This window comes from Kitasatospora sp. NPDC004531 (assembly GCF_053602195.1).
The window spans coordinates 1-16436 of sequence record NZ_JBSGDD010000126.1 but is presented as its reverse complement, the minus strand read 5'-3'; the positions used below and the strand labels follow the sequence as shown (position 1 = coordinate 16436).

Annotated in this window: 18 protein-coding genes and 1 pseudogene; 13 read left to right on the top strand and 6 right to left on the bottom strand. The window is 73.0% G+C overall.

Going from position 1 to position 16436, the window contains the following annotated elements; all coding sequences use genetic code 11:
- The 6 genes and pseudogenes from ACWEMJ_RS31360 to ACWEMJ_RS31335 all read left to right on the top strand — a co-directional run.
- Positions 1–667, top strand: a pseudogene (locus tag ACWEMJ_RS31360) (DEAD/DEAH box helicase); the annotation flags it as partial.
- A 197-nt stretch (positions 668–864) separates the two neighbouring features.
- On the top strand, positions 865–1710 hold the full coding sequence (locus tag ACWEMJ_RS31355; protein WP_452140514.1) for an alpha/beta fold hydrolase: 846 nt from the start codon (positions 865–867) through the stop codon (positions 1708–1710).
- A gap of 421 nt (positions 1711–2131) precedes the next feature.
- Entirely contained in the window at positions 2132–2275 is a 144-nt protein-coding gene (locus tag ACWEMJ_RS31350) for a hypothetical protein (RefSeq protein WP_167349416.1), read from the top strand.
- Between the two features lie 247 nt (positions 2276–2522).
- Positions 2523–3161 carry a DUF6758 family protein gene (locus tag ACWEMJ_RS31345; RefSeq protein WP_452140513.1) on the top strand — a complete coding sequence of 213 codons (639 nt, stop codon included), beginning with the start codon at positions 2523–2525 and terminating at the stop codon, positions 3159–3161.
- A gap of 40 nt (positions 3162–3201) precedes the next feature.
- On the top strand, positions 3202–4050 hold the full coding sequence (locus tag ACWEMJ_RS31340) for a PHP domain-containing protein (RefSeq protein WP_452140512.1): 849 nt from the start codon (positions 3202–3204) through the stop codon (positions 4048–4050).
- Positions 4051–4106: 56 nt separating this feature from the next.
- Entirely contained in the window at positions 4107–4727 is a 621-nt protein-coding gene (locus tag ACWEMJ_RS31335) for a MarC family protein (RefSeq protein WP_452140511.1), read from the top strand.
- Positions 4728–4734: 7 nt separating this feature from the next.
- Here ACWEMJ_RS31335 and ACWEMJ_RS31330 read toward each other — a convergent pair whose 3' ends face one another.
- Positions 4735–5391, bottom strand: coding sequence for a suppressor of fused domain protein (locus ACWEMJ_RS31330; RefSeq protein WP_452140510.1), 657 nt, complete (start codon positions 5389–5391; stop codon positions 4735–4737).
- Between the two features lie 434 nt (positions 5392–5825).
- Between ACWEMJ_RS31330 and corA the strand changes: the two genes are divergently transcribed.
- From corA to ACWEMJ_RS31305, 5 genes are all read left to right on the top strand, one after another.
- The gene (corA, locus tag ACWEMJ_RS31325) at positions 5826–6941 is read left to right on the top strand and encodes a magnesium/cobalt transporter CorA (protein ID WP_452140509.1); all 1116 of its coding nucleotides are present in this window, start codon (positions 5826–5828) and stop codon (positions 6939–6941) included.
- A gap of 32 nt (positions 6942–6973) precedes the next feature.
- Positions 6974–7504 carry a hypothetical protein gene (locus tag ACWEMJ_RS31320; protein WP_452140508.1) on the top strand — a complete coding sequence of 177 codons (531 nt, stop codon included), beginning with the start codon at positions 6974–6976 and terminating at the stop codon, positions 7502–7504.
- A 114-nt stretch (positions 7505–7618) separates the two neighbouring features.
- Entirely contained in the window at positions 7619–8899 is a 1281-nt protein-coding gene (locus tag ACWEMJ_RS31315) for a magnesium transporter MgtE N-terminal domain-containing protein (RefSeq protein WP_452140507.1), read from the top strand.
- Complete coding sequence (locus ACWEMJ_RS31310; protein ID WP_452140506.1) at positions 8889–9518, top strand: DUF1003 domain-containing protein; 630 nt, start codon at positions 8889–8891, stop codon at positions 9516–9518. The genes ACWEMJ_RS31315 and ACWEMJ_RS31310 overlap by 11 nt, the downstream gene beginning before the upstream one ends.
- A 56-nt stretch (positions 9519–9574) precedes the next feature.
- Positions 9575–10735, top strand: coding sequence for an Mrp/NBP35 family ATP-binding protein (locus ACWEMJ_RS31305; protein ID WP_452140505.1), 1161 nt, complete (start codon positions 9575–9577; stop codon positions 10733–10735).
- Between the two features lie 61 nt (positions 10736–10796).
- Here ACWEMJ_RS31305 and ACWEMJ_RS31300 read toward each other — a convergent pair whose 3' ends face one another.
- The 4 genes from ACWEMJ_RS31300 to sigE all read right to left on the bottom strand — a co-directional run bounded on the left by ACWEMJ_RS31300 (position 10797) and on the right by sigE (position 13745).
- The gene (locus ACWEMJ_RS31300) at positions 10797–11453 is read right to left on the bottom strand and encodes a hypothetical protein (protein ID WP_452140504.1); all 657 of its coding nucleotides are present in this window, start codon (positions 11451–11453) and stop codon (positions 10797–10799) included.
- A 209-nt stretch (positions 11454–11662) separates the two neighbouring features.
- The gene (locus ACWEMJ_RS31295) at positions 11663–12085 is read right to left on the bottom strand and encodes a sec-independent translocase (RefSeq protein ID WP_452140503.1); all 423 of its coding nucleotides are present in this window, start codon (positions 12083–12085) and stop codon (positions 11663–11665) included.
- Positions 12086–12216: 131 nt separating this feature from the next.
- Complete coding sequence (locus tag ACWEMJ_RS31290) at positions 12217–13041, bottom strand: anti-sigma factor family protein (RefSeq protein WP_452140502.1); 825 nt, start codon at positions 13039–13041, stop codon at positions 12217–12219.
- The gene (gene sigE, locus ACWEMJ_RS31285) at positions 13038–13745 is read right to left on the bottom strand and encodes an RNA polymerase sigma factor SigE (protein WP_452140515.1); all 708 of its coding nucleotides are present in this window, start codon (positions 13743–13745) and stop codon (positions 13038–13040) included. The genes ACWEMJ_RS31290 and sigE overlap by 4 nt, the downstream gene beginning before the upstream one ends.
- 247 nt (positions 13746–13992) lie before the next feature.
- Here sigE and ACWEMJ_RS31280 point away from each other — a divergent pair, with 247 nt between their 5' ends.
- Complete coding sequence (locus tag ACWEMJ_RS31280; protein ID WP_452140501.1) at positions 13993–14670, top strand: O-methyltransferase; 678 nt, start codon at positions 13993–13995, stop codon at positions 14668–14670.
- Positions 14671–14775: 105 nt separating this feature from the next.
- Here the strand turns inward: ACWEMJ_RS31280 and ACWEMJ_RS31275 are convergent, their stop codons facing one another.
- Positions 14776–14943: a DUF3117 domain-containing protein gene (locus tag ACWEMJ_RS31275; protein WP_014137929.1), complete on the bottom strand. Its 168-nt coding sequence runs from the start codon at positions 14941–14943 to the stop codon at positions 14776–14778.
- A gap of 292 nt (positions 14944–15235) precedes the next feature.
- Between ACWEMJ_RS31275 and ACWEMJ_RS31270 the strand changes: the two genes are divergently transcribed.
- Positions 15236–16036 (top strand): enoyl-CoA hydratase/isomerase family protein, encoded by an 801-nt coding sequence (locus ACWEMJ_RS31270; RefSeq protein WP_452140500.1) that lies wholly within the window; start codon positions 15236–15238, stop codon positions 16034–16036.
- Positions 16037–16436 lie beyond the last annotated feature (400 nt).

The window sequence follows — 16436 nt, the reverse complement described above, 5'->3', positions numbered from 1 at the left end:
CACGCGCTCCCCCACGGCCGCAGCCCCCTCGGTCGAGACGGTCACCGAGGTCGTCGTCGAGACGCCCGCCCCGGCTGTCGTCGCCGAGCCGGTCGCCGAGACCCCGCGCAAGCGCACCCGCAAGGCCGCGGCCGCGCCGGTGGTCGAGGAGACCGTCGAGGCCCCGGCGCCGCGCAAGCGGGCCACCAAGAAGGCCGCTGCCGCCGAGGTCGTCACCGAGGAAGCCGCCCCGGCGCCCCGCAAGCGCGCGACCAAGAAGGCCGCGGCTGCCGAGGTCGTCACCGACGAGGCCGCCCCGGCCCCGCGCAAGCGGGCCACCAAGAAGGCCGTCGCCGCCGTCGAAACCCCGGCGGAGGAGATCCCGGCGCCCCGTAAGCGCGCGACCAAGAAGGCCGCCGCCGTCGAGGTCGTCGCGGAGGAGGCCGCCGCGCCGGCGCCGCGCAAGCGGGCCACCAAGAAGGCCGCTGCCGCCGTCGAAACCCCGGCGGAGGAGGCCCCGGCGCCCCGTAAGCGCGCGACCAAGAAGGCCGCCGCCGTCGAGGTCGTCGCGGAGGAGGCCGCCGCCCCGGCCCCGCGCAAGCGGGCCACCAAGAAGGCCGTCGCCGCGCCGACCGCGGGCGAGGAGATCCCGGCCCCGCGCCGGACCCGCAAGGCCGTCGAGAAGTAACCGCACCACCCACCCGCCGGGGAGGGCCCGACCGTCACCAGGTCGAGCCCTCCCCGGCGGCGTTCCCGCCCGGCCCGGTGCCGCCCGCAGCCACGACAGCCCCCACTCCTGCGTTTCGTCCGTTCCGCACGCGCCGGGCGGATCATGGCTGCATAGGGTGGCCCCGGTTGTCGGGTGATCTTCCGGGAGGTACAGAGATGAGTACGCCGCCGTTCTTGAAGCTGCCGGGGTGTGTGCGGGCGGTCCGGGTGGGCGGGCTGGCGGCGTTGTGGGGGGAGCCGGCGGGGGCGGTGCGGGGGACGGCCTTGCTGGTGCCGGGCTTCACCGGGAGCAAGGAGGACTTCATCGCCTTGCTGGAGCCGCTGGCGGAGGCCGGGTTCCGGACGGTCGCGGTGGACCAGCGCGGCCAGTACGAGTCGGGCGGCCCGGACACCCCGGAGGCGTACACGGTGCGCGCGCTGGGGGCGGATGTCCGGGCGCTCTCCGCGGAGCTCAGGGCCGAGGGCGGGCCGCTGCACCTGCTGGGGCACTCGTTCGGTGGTCAGGTGGTGCGGGAGGCGGTGCTGTCCGCGCCCGACGAGCTGCTGTGGGAGTCGCTGACCCTGATGTCGACGGGGCCCGGCGCGATCGACCCGGCGGAGGCGGCTCGGACGGCGCTGCTGCTGGACGCGCTGGAGTCGATGGACCTGGAGTCGATCTGGCAGGTGATGCGGCAGCTGGAGGGCGAGCGGGTGCCGCCGCTGGACCCGGAGATCGCGGAGTTCCTGCACCGCCGCTGGCTGGCGAACCTGCCGCAGGCGTTGAAGGCCGCGGCCGCGCACCTGGTCGCGGCGCCGGACCGGGTGGACGAGCTGGCGGCGGTCCGGCTGCCGAAGCTGGTGCTGTCCGGCGAGCGCGACTACGCCTGGCCGGTGCCGGAACAGTCACTGATGGCGGAGCGCCTGCACGCCCTTCGCACCGTCGTGGCGGGCGCGGGCCACTCGCCGAACGCCGAGCGCCCGACCGAGACGGCGGCGGCGCTGGCGTCCTTCTGGTCCGCGTAGCGGCCGCGGCGCACCGATTTCCCGGGCCATCCGGGCCACTCGCGGGCCTTCTGACGGTCGATCAGAAGTCGGCTCCCGTTTTCACGCGACAAGGATCGTTAGCTCGGGTAATATTTGACTCAGTCCGGAATCAGAACCCTACGGCGGCCGCACCCTCCTCCGGCCGTCGAAATGACGGATTTACCTGCGGGCAACCGTCGGGTAGCAGCGTCGCGGCACAGTGAGTCATCGAGGCAGAGTCGCCTTGCTCCGGCTGCCGCACGGTAAGTGCCGCTGAAGAAGTCCTGCTTGAGAGTGGGGGGAGCGACGGGTGACTGCACCTGCCGGACGTCCGACCCAGCCAGTGCCGGCAGGCCATCGCGCGATGGCCTACCGCCGGCCGAGTCCGCCTCGGAGCCCGAGGACGGGAAGGGAGAGGCCCATGCGTTTCGAGATCCTTCGTCTGGATCATGCCGGAGCGGAGACCGATCGACTGATCGCCGACGCGGCGACCGTCTCCGAGTACCTGAAGACCGCCGCGCAAACCGGCGAACGCCTGTACATCCGACCGTGCAAGGCTGTGTGACCGAACGCGGACGAGCCGCCGAGCCGTCCGACGTTCCGATACCCCACTGACGCCCCGTCACCGCAGGAGACCCCTGGGAGGCGGGGCGTCAGCGTGTTCGGGGGCCGCGACCTGCGGGGGTTTGGCGCCGTGCCGCCCGGGACATCACCCTGCCGGACCCGGGCCGTTGCCGGGGGCGGCTGGCGACGGACTCCTTACGGGTGATCGTCCTTGACGCAGCAGGCCGGAGGGAGGACCGTTGTCGGTTATGAGGGGCGAGCCAAGCTGTCCGCGGTGTGCCGGTCGGGTCCGCGCCCCCGGTCTCTTCTCCGACACCTGGCAGTGCGACCAGCACGGTGCGGTCCACCCGATGCAGCCGGTACTGCCCCCCAGTGTCGAGGCCCTGAACGTCGCAGTGAACCGCTCGCAGGTGCCGGTGTGGATGCCCTGGCCGCTGCCGGTCGGCTGGCTGTTCACCGGGATCGCGCACGCGGGTGACGACCTGTCGGGGGCCCGTGCCACCGCCGTCGCCTGCTCGGGCCCCGCCCCGCTCGGCGGATTCGGCGAACTGGTGCTGGTGGCCGAGGAGTTGGGCATCGGCCTGGGGGCCCGTTACGCGGGGCTGGACGGCCCCGACCCGGGCGAGTCGGTGGCGCTGTACAAGCCGGCCGACGCCAAGCTGATGGCGGCCGGCCGGCCGACTCCGATGTTCCACGTCCCGGGTGCGCCGGACGACCGGGCGGTGTACGTCGGCGAGGCGCGCGGCCTGTGGCTGTGGGCGATCGCCTGGCCCGAGCAGTCGGCGCTGCTGATGCACGACGAGCTGGTGCTGACCGACCTGCGCGACGCGGGCGCCGAGCTCGGCCTGCTCCCCTGTGGGGCGCTCTCCCCGCGCCTGCTGGGCTGACCCGCTCCCCGTCCTCGACCGGCTCCCTATCCTGGGCGGCATGCGTATCGATCTGCACGCCCACAGCAATGCCTCGGACGGCACCGACTCCCCGGCCGAACTGGTCGCCAACGCGGTGGCCGCCGGCCTGGACGTGGTGGCGCTGACCGACCACGACACGGTGGCGGGGTACGCCGCGGCGACGGCCGCGCTGGCGGGGACGGGGCTCACCCTGGTGCCGGGCGCCGAACTGTCCTGCCAGGTGGACGGGATCAGCCTGCACCTGCTGGCGTACCTGTTCGACCCGGCCGAGCTGGCCTTCGCGGCCGAGCGGGAGCTGGTCCGCAACGACCGCTTCCGACGCGGGCGGGCGATCGTGGAGCGCTGCCGGGAGCTGGGCGCGCCGATCAGCTGGGAGCAGGTGCAGCGGATCGCCGGGGACGGCTCGGTGGGCCGTCCGCACATCGCGTCCGCGCTGGTGGAGGCGGGCGTGGTGGCGAGCGTGTCGGACGCGTTCACGCCCGAGTGGCTCGCCAACGGCGGGAGGGCGGACGTCCGCAAGCACGAGACCGACCCGGCGCTCGCGGTGCGGCTTGTTCGAGCGGCGGGGGGCGTACCGGTTTTCGCTCACCCCGGAGCGGACAAGCGCGGCCGGACGGTGTCCGACCAGGTGATCGCCGATCTCGCGGCGGCCGGGCTGGCCGGGCTGGAGGTCGACCACACCGACCACGACGAGCCGACCCGGGCCCGACTCCGTTCGCTGGCAGGCGAGTTGGGACTGCTGGTGACGGGCTCCAGCGACTACCACGGCAGCCGCAAGACCGTTCGGCTGGGCGAGCACACCACCGATCCGGCGGTGTTCGAGGCACTGGTGGCACAGGCGACCGGCGCCCGGCCCATCACCGGCTGAGCACCCCGGCGCGTCCCGACGTACCCGAACGATCGGAGCGCGCACAATGTCCGGCCATGAGCACCGTCATCGACGGCAAGGTCTTCGGCTCACTCTTCGTCACGCTGTTCGTGATCATGGACCCGCCGGGCATCATGCCGATATTCCTGGCGCTCACCTCCGGGCGGGCGCACCGTGTTCAACGTCGAATGGCCTGGCAGGCCACGCTGGTGGCGCTCGGGGTGATCACCTGCTTCGGACTTTTCGGGCACCAGATCCTGGACTACCTGCACGTGTCGATCCCGGCGCTGCAGGTCTCCGGCGGGATCCTGCTGCTGCTGATCGCGCTGGACCTGCTGACCGGCCGGATCGAGGAGCCGAAGCAGACCAAGGACGTCAATGTCGCCCTGGTCCCGCTCGGCACCCCGCTGCTGGCCGGGCCCGGCGCGATCGTCGCGGTGATCCTGGCCGTGCAGCAGGCGCAGACCGGGCTGCAGCACGTGGCGCTGTGGGCCGCGATCGTGGTGATGCACCTCGTGCTGTGGCTGTCCATGCGGTTCTCGCTGGGGATCATCCGGGTGATCAAGGAGGGCGGCGTGGTGCTGATCACCCGGCTGTCCGGACTGCTGCTGTCGGCGATCGCGGCGCAGTTGGTGGCCAACGGGGTGTTCGGCTTCATCGAGGGCCACCCGCACTGACCGGTCGTCAGTCCAGCGGGACGCCGCGGCGGTTCGGGTCGCGCAGGTCGGTGCCGTGCTTGAGCCAGCGCTCCTCCAGCGCGCCCGCGCCCTGGACGCGCTTGAACGCCGCCTCGTTGGGCGTCATCGGCAGCAGCGGCAGGAAGCGCACCGCCTCGGCGGGCGGCGGGAGTTCGACGTCCTCGACCAGGCCGCCGGGCTCGGCCGCCAGCACGGAGGTGAAGGGCGCGCCGGTCCACAGCGGGGAGCCCAGGTCGAGCGAGCCGCCGGGGGCCACCACCAGGCCCTCCACCTGCGGGCTGGCGGCGAACACCACCAGCGCCCGGTGCACCTCGTCCCGGCCGCCCCGGACGGTGAGCACCAGCTCGGCGCGCGGACCGCGCACCGGGTCGGCGACCGGCGTGGACGGGTCGGCCATCGGCGCGGCGGACATGCCGAGCGTCGCGTACCGGACCAGGCCCTCCGCGTCGGGGCCGAACCGCAGCGCCTCGATCCGGTCCGCGCCGACGAAGGTGACCGCGGCCCGGCCGGAGGGTTCGCCGAAGGTGCTGATCAGCCGGGCCTCGACGGCGGCCAGGACGGCCTGCCGGGTCGGGCCCGCGCCGTGGCCGGGGCCGGCGTCGGGGTCGGAGAAGTCGCCGAAGAGAGGGAAGTCGTGCGCCATGCCGCGACCTTAGCGCGCGCGGCGGCGGGCGAGCCTTGGCGCGACCTTTACCCGGCGTACGCCCAACTACAAGGCTCGGCACCGGGAAGAGCTGTTAATGTGAGCGGTCGGCCTTGTGAATACGAACCAGGGCCGCGACGGCCCCCGCGCGGGCCCCGGCGTGGAGGAGGTGGTCACGGTGGACAGCAGTCGACCATGCAGTACCGGCAGCTCTCTCCGGCCCACCTCGGCCCGCCTGCACGGCTGACCTGGGCTCGCACGCAGCGTGGCGTCCGGCCGGGAGAGCACCTTCCCCGGGGTCGAGCCGTCGAAACCCGCCCAGCAACGGATTTCTGACGCACTGTCGGCCTCGGCGTGTCCACCGGTGTTTTCCGCCGTCGCGTCGCCCCGTCCTGCCTGGGGTGCGCGCCGGTCCGGCCCAAGGAGTCCGCGCCATGTCGATGATCAACAACCTGCGCGCCGCCGTCGTCCGCCCGACCCGCCGCCGGACCGGTGACGATCTCGGACTGCCGCCCGGTACCGCCCCGTCCGCCGTGGTGGACTGCGCCGTCTACCACCAGGGCAAGCGCACCGGCGAGAGCTGCAGCCCGCGCGAGGCCGCCCGCCAGGTGAAGGCGGCGCACCAGACCGGGCCCGGCTCGTTCAGCTGGATCGGCCTGCACGAGCCCACCGGCGCGGAGTTCGAGGGCATCGCGCAGCGCTTCGGCCTGCACCCGCTGGCGGTGGAGGACGCGGTGCACGCGCACCAGCGCCCCAAGGTCGAGCGGTACGACAACATGCTCTTCGCGGTCTTCAAGACCGTCCGCTACATCGAGCACGAGCAGCTCACCCCGACCAGCGAGGTGATCGAGACCGGCGAGCTGATGGTGTTCGCCGGCCCCGACTTCGTGATCACCGTCCGGCACGGCGCGCACTCCTCGCTGCGCGCCCTGCGGCTGCGGCTGGAGGCCGACGCGGAGGGCACCGGCCTGCTCGCCCAGGGCCCCGCGGCGGTGCTGCACGCCATCGCCGACCACGTGGTGGACAACTACCTGCTGGTCGCCGAACGCCTGCAGAACGACGTCGACGAGATCGAGTACGGCGTCTTCGCCAACCGCGGCGGCAGCGGCGCCGACGTCGGCCGGGTCTACCAACTCAAGCGCGAGGTACTGGAGTTCAAGCGCGCCGTCACCCCGCTGCTGCGCCCGATGCTGCAGCTGGCCGAGCCCGTCGCCCGACTCGTCGACCCCGAGATGCAGAAGTACTTCCGGGACGTCGCCGACCACCTGGCCCGGGTCAGCGAACAGGTGCAGGGCTTCGACGAGCTCCTCAACTCGCTGCTCCAGGCCAACCTGGCGCAGGTCTCCGTCGCCCAGAACGAGGACATGCGCAAGATCACCGCCTGGGCCGCGATCTTCGCCGTCCCCACCATGATCACCGGTGTCTACGGCATGAACTTCGAACACATGCCGGAGCTCCGGTGGACGTACGGCTATCCGACCGTGCTCGGGGTGATCTCCCTGATCTGCATCGGCATGTACCGGGGCTTCCGGCGCAACGGCTGGCTGTAGGAGGGCGTCGGCCAGGCCGTACGCTGTGCGGCATGGAGCGTACGACGACCGCGAGCGCGGCAGACTTCCTCGACCGGGCCCTGGTGGAGGAAGCCGCCAAGAAGTCCGGCCTGCTCTGGGTGCGGCCCGCCGGGGAGCCGCACGCCCGTCCGCTCTGGCACGCGTGGCACGACGGCGCGGTGATCGTGGTGGGCGACGGCGCCGAGCAGCCCCTGCACGGCCTCGCCGCCGGCACCACGGCCGCCCTCACCCTGCGCAGCAAGGACAAGGGCGGCCGGCTCGTCGGCTGCGACGCCGCCGTGACCGCCGTCGCCCCCGGCACCCCCGACTGGGACGGCGCCGTCGAGGAGCTCAAGGGCAAGCGCCTCAACGCCCCCGACACCGACACCATCGGCGAGCGCTGGGCCCGCGAGTGCCGCATCCTGCGCCTCGAACCGACCGGCCCGCTCGCCCCCCACCCCGACACCGCCCTGACCGCCGCCCCCGTCCCCACCCCGGCCACCACCCGGCTGCCCGTTCCGGCGGGGCTCCCCAAGCTGCTCTTCAAGAAGAAGAAGCGCTGAGAGCGCGCCCGCACCCCGCGTGAGCGCGGAGCTCGCCGCACCGCAATGACGTGCCCCTCGGCGCACCCACCGATAGGTTTGGGGGGTTCTGTCCGCTTCCCCGAGGGAGTCGAATTGGCTGGTCCAGGCAGCCGGGTGTTCATCTCCCACCTCTCCGGTGTCGCGGTGTTCGACCCGAACGGCGATCAGGTGGGCCGGGTCCGTGACGTCGTCGTCTCGTTGCGGCTCGGCGGCAGCCCGCCCCGGGTGCTGGGCCTGGTGGTGGAGGTGATCGGCCGCCGCCGGATCTTCCTGCCGATGACCCGGGTGACCAGCCTGGAGTCGGGCCAGGTCCTGTCCACCGGCCTGCTGAACATGCGCCGCTTCGAGCAGCGCCCGTCCGAGACCCTGGTGCTCGCCGAGCTGCTGGACCGCACGGTCACCCGCACCAAGACCGCCGACGAGGTGACGGTGCTGGACGTCGCGATGGTGCAGACCCGGCTGCGCGAGTGGGAGATCGACAAGGTGTTCGTGCAGGTCGGCAGGCCGTCCCGGCTGCGGAAGTCGAAGGGCGAGCAGTTGCTGCTCGACTGGTCCGCCGTCACCGGCTTCTCGCTCGCCGAGGAGGGCCAGGGCGCGGCCAACCTGCTCGCGACGTTCGAGCAGCTGCGCGCCGCCGACCTGGCGAACGTCATGCACCACCTGTCCGCGAAGCGCCGGGCCGAGGTGGCGGCGGCCCTCGACGACGACCGGCTGGCGGACGTCCTGGAGGAGCTGCCGGAGGACGACCAGGTGGAGATCATCGGCAAGCTCAAGGAGGAACGGGCCGCCGACATCCTGGAGACCATGGACCCGGACGACGCCGCCGACCTGCTGTCCGAGCTGCCCACCGAGGACGCGGAACGGCTGCTGCGGCTGATGGAGCCCGCCGAGGCGGCGGAGATGCGTCGGCTGCTGTCGTACGAGGAGGACACGGCGGGCGGTCTGATGACCACCGAGCCGATCGTGCTGGAGCCGGACGCCTCGGTCGCCGAGGCCCTCGCCCGGGTCCGGGTGTCGGACACCAAGCCGGCGCTGGCCGCGCAGGTGTACGTGTGCCGCCCGCCGAACGAGACCCCGACCGGCACCTACCTGGGCACCGTGCACTTCCAGCGGCTGCTGCGCGAACCCCCGTACACGCTGGTCGGCTCGATCGTCGACGACGACCTCGACCCGCTGCCGCCGGACACCCCGCTGCCGCTGATCACCTCCTACCTGGCCACCTACAACCTGGTGGCGGCGCCCGTCGTCGACGAGGACGACCGCCTGCTGGGCACGGTCACCGTGGACGACGTGCTGGACCACCTGCTGCCGGACGACTGGCGCGAGGGGTCGGCGCACGGCATTCCCGCCGAGGAGGTGCCCGATGGACAGTGACCGCAAGCGCCAGCACGAATCGCCGGGTCAGCGGATCCAGGGCGAGCTGCGGGAGCTCCGCCAGCTGCGCGAACTGCGCACCCGCGAGCAGCGCGGCCGCCGCGAGGAGCGCCGCACCGACGCCCCGGCCACGCGCTCCCGGCTCGACCAGCCGCGCACCGGCCGCCCGGGCCTGATCCGGCTGCCCGAGTGGGACGCGGAGGCGTTCGGCAAGCTCTCCGAGCGGATCGCCCGCTTCCTGGGCACCGGCCGGTTCATCGTCTGGATGACGGTGGTGATCATCGCCTGGGTGGCCTGGAACACCCTGCTGCCGCCCGCCGTGCGCTTCGACAACTACCCGTTCATCTTCCTGACCCTGATGCTGTCGCTCCAGGCCTCCTACGCGGCCCCGCTGATCCTGCTCGCGCAGAACCGCCAGGACGACCGCGACCGCGTCAACATGGAGCAGGACCGGGCCCGCAGCGACCGCAACATCGCCGACACCGAGTACCTGACCCGCGAGGTCGCGGCGCTCCGCCAGGGCCTCGGCGAGGTCGCCACCCGGGACTTCATCCGCTCCGAACTGCAGTCGCTGCTCCGGGAGATCGACGAACGGCGGGAACCCGCCGACCCGTTGTGACCCGCGGCACGCTACCGGCGAGTCGGGGGCGGTGCGCAGCGCCGTACCATCAACACATGGCCAACGAGACAGAGGTGGCGGCCGGGGTGACGGAGCAGTCCGTCCGGGAAGCCCTGGCGACCGTCCACGACCCGGAGATCAACCGTCCGATCACCGAGATCGGCATGGTGAAATCCGTCGAGATCGGCGACGGCGGCGCGGTGAAGGTCGCGGTGTACCTCACCGTCTCGGGCTGCCCGATGCGCGAGACGATCACCCAGCGGGTCACCGACGCGGTGGCCGCGGTGCCCGGCGTCAGCGCCGTGTCCGTCGAGCTGGACGTGATGAGCGAGGAGCAGCGCCGCGAGCTGTCGCAGCTGCTGCGCGGCGGCGCCCCGGAGCGGGAGATCCCGTTCGCGAAGCCGGGCACGCTGACCCGGGTGTACGCGGTGGCGTCCGGCAAGGGCGGCGTCGGCAAGTCCTCGGTGACGGTCAACCTGGCGGCGGCGCTGGCCGCGGACGGCCTGAAGGTCGCCGTGGTGGACGCCGACATCTACGGCCACAGCGTGCCGCGCATGCTGGGCGTCGAGGGCCGGCCCACCCAGGTCCAGGACATGATCATGCCGCCGGCCTCGCACGGCGTGAAGGTCATCTCGATCGGCATGTTCACCCCGGGCAACGAGCCGGTGGTGTGGCGCGGCCCGATGCTGCACCGCGCGCTGCAGCAGTTCCTCGCGGACGTGTACTGGGGCGACCTGGACGTCCTGCTGCTGGACCTGCCGCCCGGCACCGGCGACATCGCGATCTCGGTCGCGCAGCTCGTCCCGAACGCCGAGATCCTGATCGTCACCACCCCGCAGATGGCGGCCGCCGAGGTGGCCGAGCGGGCCGGCACGATCGCGCTGCAGACCCACCAGAAGATCGTCGGCGTGATCGAGAACATGTCGGGCATGCCCTGCCCGCACTGCGACGAGATGATCGACGTCTTCGGCACCGGCGGCGGCCAGACCGTCGCGGACGCGCTCACCCGCACGATCGGCGCGACCGTCCCCGTGCTGGGCTCCATCCCGATCGACGTGCGCCTGCGCGAGGGCGGCGACGACGGCCGCCCGGTCGTCCTCTCCGCCCCGGACTCCCCCGCCGGCGCCGCCCTGCGCACCATCGCCGGCAAGCTCTCCGGCCGCCAGCGCGGCCTGTCGGGCCTCTCCCTGGGCCTGACCCCGAAGAACAAGTTCTGACCGGCCCCCAGCACGACGAAAGGCCCCGGGCGATCCGCCCGGGGCCTTTCGCGTCGGCCGCTCAGCGGCCGTTGTAGGTCTCCAGGTCGGGGACGGTGGTGAAGCCGATGCCGTAGGCGGAGACGGAGCGGCCGTAGGCGCCGATGAGGACGCCGGGGGCCTCGCCGGCCAGGACCCAGCCGTATTCGGACTCGCGGTAGCGGAAGGGCTGCGGCACGCCGTTGACGGGGAGGGTGAGGGAGGACCAGGCGGGGCCTTCGAGGTCGTCGGCCAAGTCCCAGGCGAGGGTGGACTGCTGGTCGAGCCAGTGCTGGCGCAGGGTGCGGTCGAGGTTGCCGGGCCAGGTGGCGGCGAGCAGGCCGGCGCCGGCCAGCCAGGCGGCGGAGGAGGCGGAGGTGGCTTCCAGGGTGCCGGTGTTGTCGGCGCTGCGGCGTACCTCGCGGCGGGCGACCGTGACCACCACCGCGAAGCGCCGGGTGTCGCGCGGTTCGGGTCCGCGGGCGGGTTCGTCGCCGTGGCCGAGGGTGCCGTAGTCGGGGAGGTCGGACTGTGCGGCGCGCGGGTTCTGGCCGTTGCCGACCTGGCCGAGCCAGCGGCGGCCGGTCCAGCCCTCGTCCAGGCCGTACCAGGGGAAGTCGGCGGCGCGGTAGGCGGCGAGGGGGTCGGCGGCGGGCCGACGCGCTGCGGCGGGGTCTGCTGTCGTTTGCGTGGCGTCCACTGCGGGCCTCCTCGGCTGTGCTCCTGCCACGGGCGGGCTCCATGGTGGCGCACCGCGGCCCCTCCGTCCGGAAGAACCGGGCCGGACACGGCCCGGCGTGACGGACCGCACAGCGCCCGCCCTCCGGGGAGGTAGAGGACACGATAGCGGCGCGAACGACGACGCCCCGCCGGTCGGCGGGGCGTCGGGGTCGTGCGGGAGGCGGTCGGTCAGGTCGCGTCCGGGTCGAACGGGGGGCGCTCACCGGGCGCGAGGGCCGGTCCGGCGCTCGCCGGGGCGGCCGGCTTGGAGAAGTCGACCGAGGCGGTCGGGGTGCGCGTGGGCTCGCCGTTCAGCGCGGACTTGATGTCGACGCTGTCCTTGAGGTCCTTCAGCCCGAGCGGGTCCTCGCCGTCGCCGAGCAGCTGCTTGCGGACGAAGGTCTTCGGGTTCAGGTCCTCGAAGTCGAAGTTCTGGAACTCCGGCCCGAGCTCGCTGCGGATGTCCTCCTTCGCGTTGTCCGCGAAGGAACGGATCTTGCGAATGAACCCCATGGTGTCCTGGATCAGCTTCGGGAGCTTGTCCGGTCCGAAGATCACGATGGCCAGGACCGCGATGGTCAGGACCTCGAGTCCGCCTATGTCTCCGAACACCTGAACTCCCAGCACCCGACAACGCTGAACCAAGGGTAAACGCGGGCTGCCGTTCCCCGGTCTCCCTCAGGTGAATCCGTGGTAAAGACCACCTGGGCGACCGGCGTCGACGGCGTGCCGGTGAAGGCAGGCTAGCGCAGGAGCTGCCGGGGGTCACCGCTGGGCGACGGCTGCGGACTGGAGTGCAGCCGGGCGCGCATCGGATAGTCCGGGATGTCGACCTGCTGCTGCGCGTTGACGGGGACGATCGCCCCGCCGATCGGGGTGACGGTGGTGGGCTGCCGGTTGGGGCCGCCCTGGCCCGCGGTGAGGCCGCCCAGGGTGACCGCGGCGACCGAGAACGCCCCGGCGGCGGCGAACACCAGCCGGCGCCCGCGTGCGGGGGCCTGGCGGGGGGTGGGCAGGGCGCCGAGCGCGGCCAGCGGACGCGGCGCGGCGGACGGGCGGGAGCCGAACAGGCCGGCCCGCGGGTCGATCCCGGGTATCGGGGCCTCCGCCCCCAGCGCGCCGCCGCCGAAGCCCGCGCCCCGGCCGAAGGAGCCGCCGCCGAGCCTGCTGCCGCCGAACACGGCTCCCGACGGCCCGTCAGGGCCCGACTCGTCCTCCGGCAGCGCGGCCACGGCCAGCAGCCGGGCCATCAGCGCCCCGGACGGGCCGGGCAGCGCGGCGCTGCTGAGCGCCCGTTTGACCGCGCGGGCGTCCTCCGCCTCAGCCAGGCAGTCCGGGCAGGTCGCCAGGTGGGCCTGCACCCGCTCGCGGGCGTCGTGGCCGAGCTCGCCGTCCAGGTACGCGCTGAGGCGGTCGCCGAGGTGGTGGTGCTCCTCGGCCGCCGGCTCGACCGGACGCAGCGACACCGGCCGCAGCTCGGACGCCGCCGGGGTCTGCTCGGCGCGGCGCAGCGGCGCCCAGCGCGAGCGGCCGCCGGCCTCCGCGCGCTCGGGAGCTCGATCGCTCATGACCCCCTCCGGTCGCTTGCGCCCGGTTCGGCGCCGACCGGCACGGGTTCGGCGGAGCCGCCCCGGCGCGAACGGCCCGCGGCGGCGTTCGGCGCCCGGTGCTTGAGGGCGGCGCGCAGGTGCGAGCGGCCGCGGTGGATCCGGCTGCGGACGGTGCCGAGCTTCACGCCGAGGGTGGCGGCGATCTCCTCGTAGGACAGGCCCTCGATGTCGCAGAGCACCACGGCGGCACGGAACTCCGGGGCGAGGGTGTCCAGCGCCTGCTGCACGTCCGCGTCGAAGTGGGTGTCGCTGAAGTGCTGGGCGGGGCTGGGCTCACGGCTGGCCAGGCGCTCCGCCGCGTCCTCGGCGAGGGCGTCGAAGCGGATCCGCTGGCGGCGGCGCACCATGTCCAGGAACAGGTTGGTGGTGATCCGGTGCAGCCAGCCCTCGAACGTGCCGGGGGTGTACGTGGACAGCGAGCGGAACACCCGGACGAAGACCTCCTGGGTGAGGTCCTCGGCGTCGTGCTGATTGCCCGTCAGCCGGTACGCGAGTCGGTAGACCCGGGCGCTGTGCGCCTCGACGATCTCCTCCCAGCTGGGCGGCGTCCAGCTCTGCGCGTCGGGCCCCTCCGCGAAGGACGCGAGCGTACCGGTGGTCTCGGCCACCGAGTCGTCGGCTGCGGTCGACTTGTCCAGGGGGGAGTGCACAGACTGGTTCATCACGGGCTTCGGCGTACGGGCCGACGTGGTGCCGCGGGGGTGCCGCTGCACAGGGACGTCGCCCTCGGCCACACCTCCTCGGTCGGCTCTTCTGCCCAGCAGAGCCACCACCATATCCACCTCACACGTCAAGCCCGGATAAGAGCGGTCGAACAGCGGCCGCCGCGGGCGGTCCGGCCACCCACGACAACTCAACGGCCAGCCGTCGAACGCGGTTCCCGGACGGCCAGTAGTCTGTCGCTGGAATTTGTCGACTTCCGTCGGCATCGGCGCTCCGGAAGAGGCAGCCATCACCGAGTTCGGGCCCCAGCGAGTGGCCCTCGCCGACACGTACGTCGGCGAGGACGCGGTGCTGACCTACGCCCGGGCCCAGTCGGCCCGCACCGGCATACGCGCGATCGGCCCCAGCGGCGGCGCGGCCCTGCGCCTGCTGGCCGCCGCGCTCGACGCCAAGGCCGTGGTCGAGATCGGCACCGGCACCGGCGTGTCCGGCGTCTACCTGCTGCGCGGCATGCGGCCCGACGGGGTGCTCACCACCGTCGACTCCGAACCCGTCCGCCAGCAGTACGCCCGCGAGGCCTACCTGGCCGCCGGGTTCGCCGCCAACCGGGCCCGCTTCATCCCCGGCCGGGCCCGCGACGTGCTGCCCCGGCTCGCCGACGGCCAGTACGACCTGGTGTTCTGCGACGGCGACCCGGCCGACTCCGGCTTCCACCTCACCGAGGCGATGCGGCTGCTGCGGCCGCGCGGCGTGGTCTGCTTCGAGGGCGTCTTCCAGGAGGGCCGGCTCGCCGAACCCGAACTCGACGACCCGCAGACCCGCGCCGTGCGCGACCTGGTCGCCGACATCCGCGAGCAGGGCGACTCTCTGCTGCCGGCCCTGCTGCCGGTCAGCGACGGCCTGCTCTGCGCCGTCAAGCGCTGAGCCGCCGCACAGCGAAGCGGGCCCGCTCCCCGCAACCGGGGGACCGGGCCCGTTCGAACACTCCCGGAGTGCCCGGGACGTGCGAGTGGCAGTACCTGCCTGTTGTCAGCCGCAGGCCTTCTTCAGGGCCTCGCCCAGAGCGTCCGCCTCGTCCGGCGTCAGCTCAACCACCAGGCGCCCGCCCCCTTCGAGCGGAACTCGCATGATGATGCCCCGCCCCTCCTTGGTTACCTCCAGCGGGCCGTCACCCGTCCGCGGCTTCATGGCCGCCATGCTCGTTCCCCTTCCTGCAACCGTTCAGGTACGCACCGGCAGTCCGTCCACCGCCGGTATCGAACGCATTGATCGGAAGCCATTATCCCGCATGCGACCGCTCGATGACCAACATCACTCTCTGCGCCAAGCGCCCCGAACCCGGCCCAAAGCGCCGATCACCGGCCGAAAGCCGCATCCCGCCGCACTCCGACACGCCCGCCGAAGGTGCGCCACCTCACACTCCCCCGCCCGGCCGCACTCCGGCATGCTGTGCCCACGACAGCCCACCGCGACCCGGGAGCCCTCACCGATGTCCGACACCGTGCGCTACCACCGCGACGGCGCCCTCGCCGTCCTCACCATCGACCGCGCCGACGCCATGAACGCCCTCGACGTCGCCACCAAGGTCGCCCTCCGGGACGCCGTGACCACCGCCGCGACCGACCCCGACGTCCGGGCCGTGCTGCTCACCGGCGCCGGCGAGAAGGCCTTCTGCGTCGGCCAGGACCTCAAGGAACACCTCGGCGAGCTCCAGCACCAGCAGCAGACCGGCGAGAGCGCGCTGCGCACCGTCGCCGAGCACTACAACCCGCTGGTCCGCGCCCTGGCCGGCATGCGCAAGCCCACCGTCGCCGCCGTCAACGGCATCGCCGCCGGCGCCGGCGCCTCGCTCGCCTTCGCCTGCGACTTCCGGATCGTCGCCGACACCGCCGGCTTCAACACCTCCTTCGCCGGCGTCGCCCTCACCGCCGACTCCGGCGCCTCCTGGACCCTCCCCCGCCTGATCGGCCACGCCCGCGCCACCGAACTCCTGATGCTCCCCCGCACCGTCCGCGCCGAAGAAGCGCTGGCCCTCGGCCTCGCCACCCGCGTCGTCCCCGCCACCGAACTCCCCACCACCGCCCACCAGTTCGCCCTCACCCTCGCCAACGGCCCCACCGTCGCCTACGGCGCGATCAAGGAGTCGCTGTCCTACGCGGCCTCCCACTCCCTGGACGAACTCCTCGACAAGGAGGACGAGTTGCAGACCATGGCCGGCAACAGCGAGGACCACCGCATCGCGGTCAACGCCTTCATCGCCAAGGAAAAGCCCACCTACATCGGCAAGTAGCACCCCAGCCGAAGGCGAAAACACGGCCACCGTCGCAAACCGGCCCGGAACGGAGCCACCAGGGCACCTCACCCCGCCCAAGCCGCACGAGGAACTGCGCGAAGCGGAAGAGCACGACGGCAAGCTCCGCGACCGCTCGGGCGGAGGGACCGAGGCACAGCCCCTTCCCACCCCGCACCCCAACGCCCCACGCCCCGCCAGGGGCGCGTGGGGGTACCTCCCGGCCCGCCAGGGCTGGGGGAGAACTGCGCGAAGCGGGAGAATACGGGCAGCAAGATCCGCGAACGGCGGGAAGTGACCTGCGTGCCGAGGCCCTGAGGCGATACCTCACCACCGGCACACTGTGGGCGAAGTGGGACTGCGGCCCGATCGAGGGCACCGACGGCGACGAGCTGGTTCT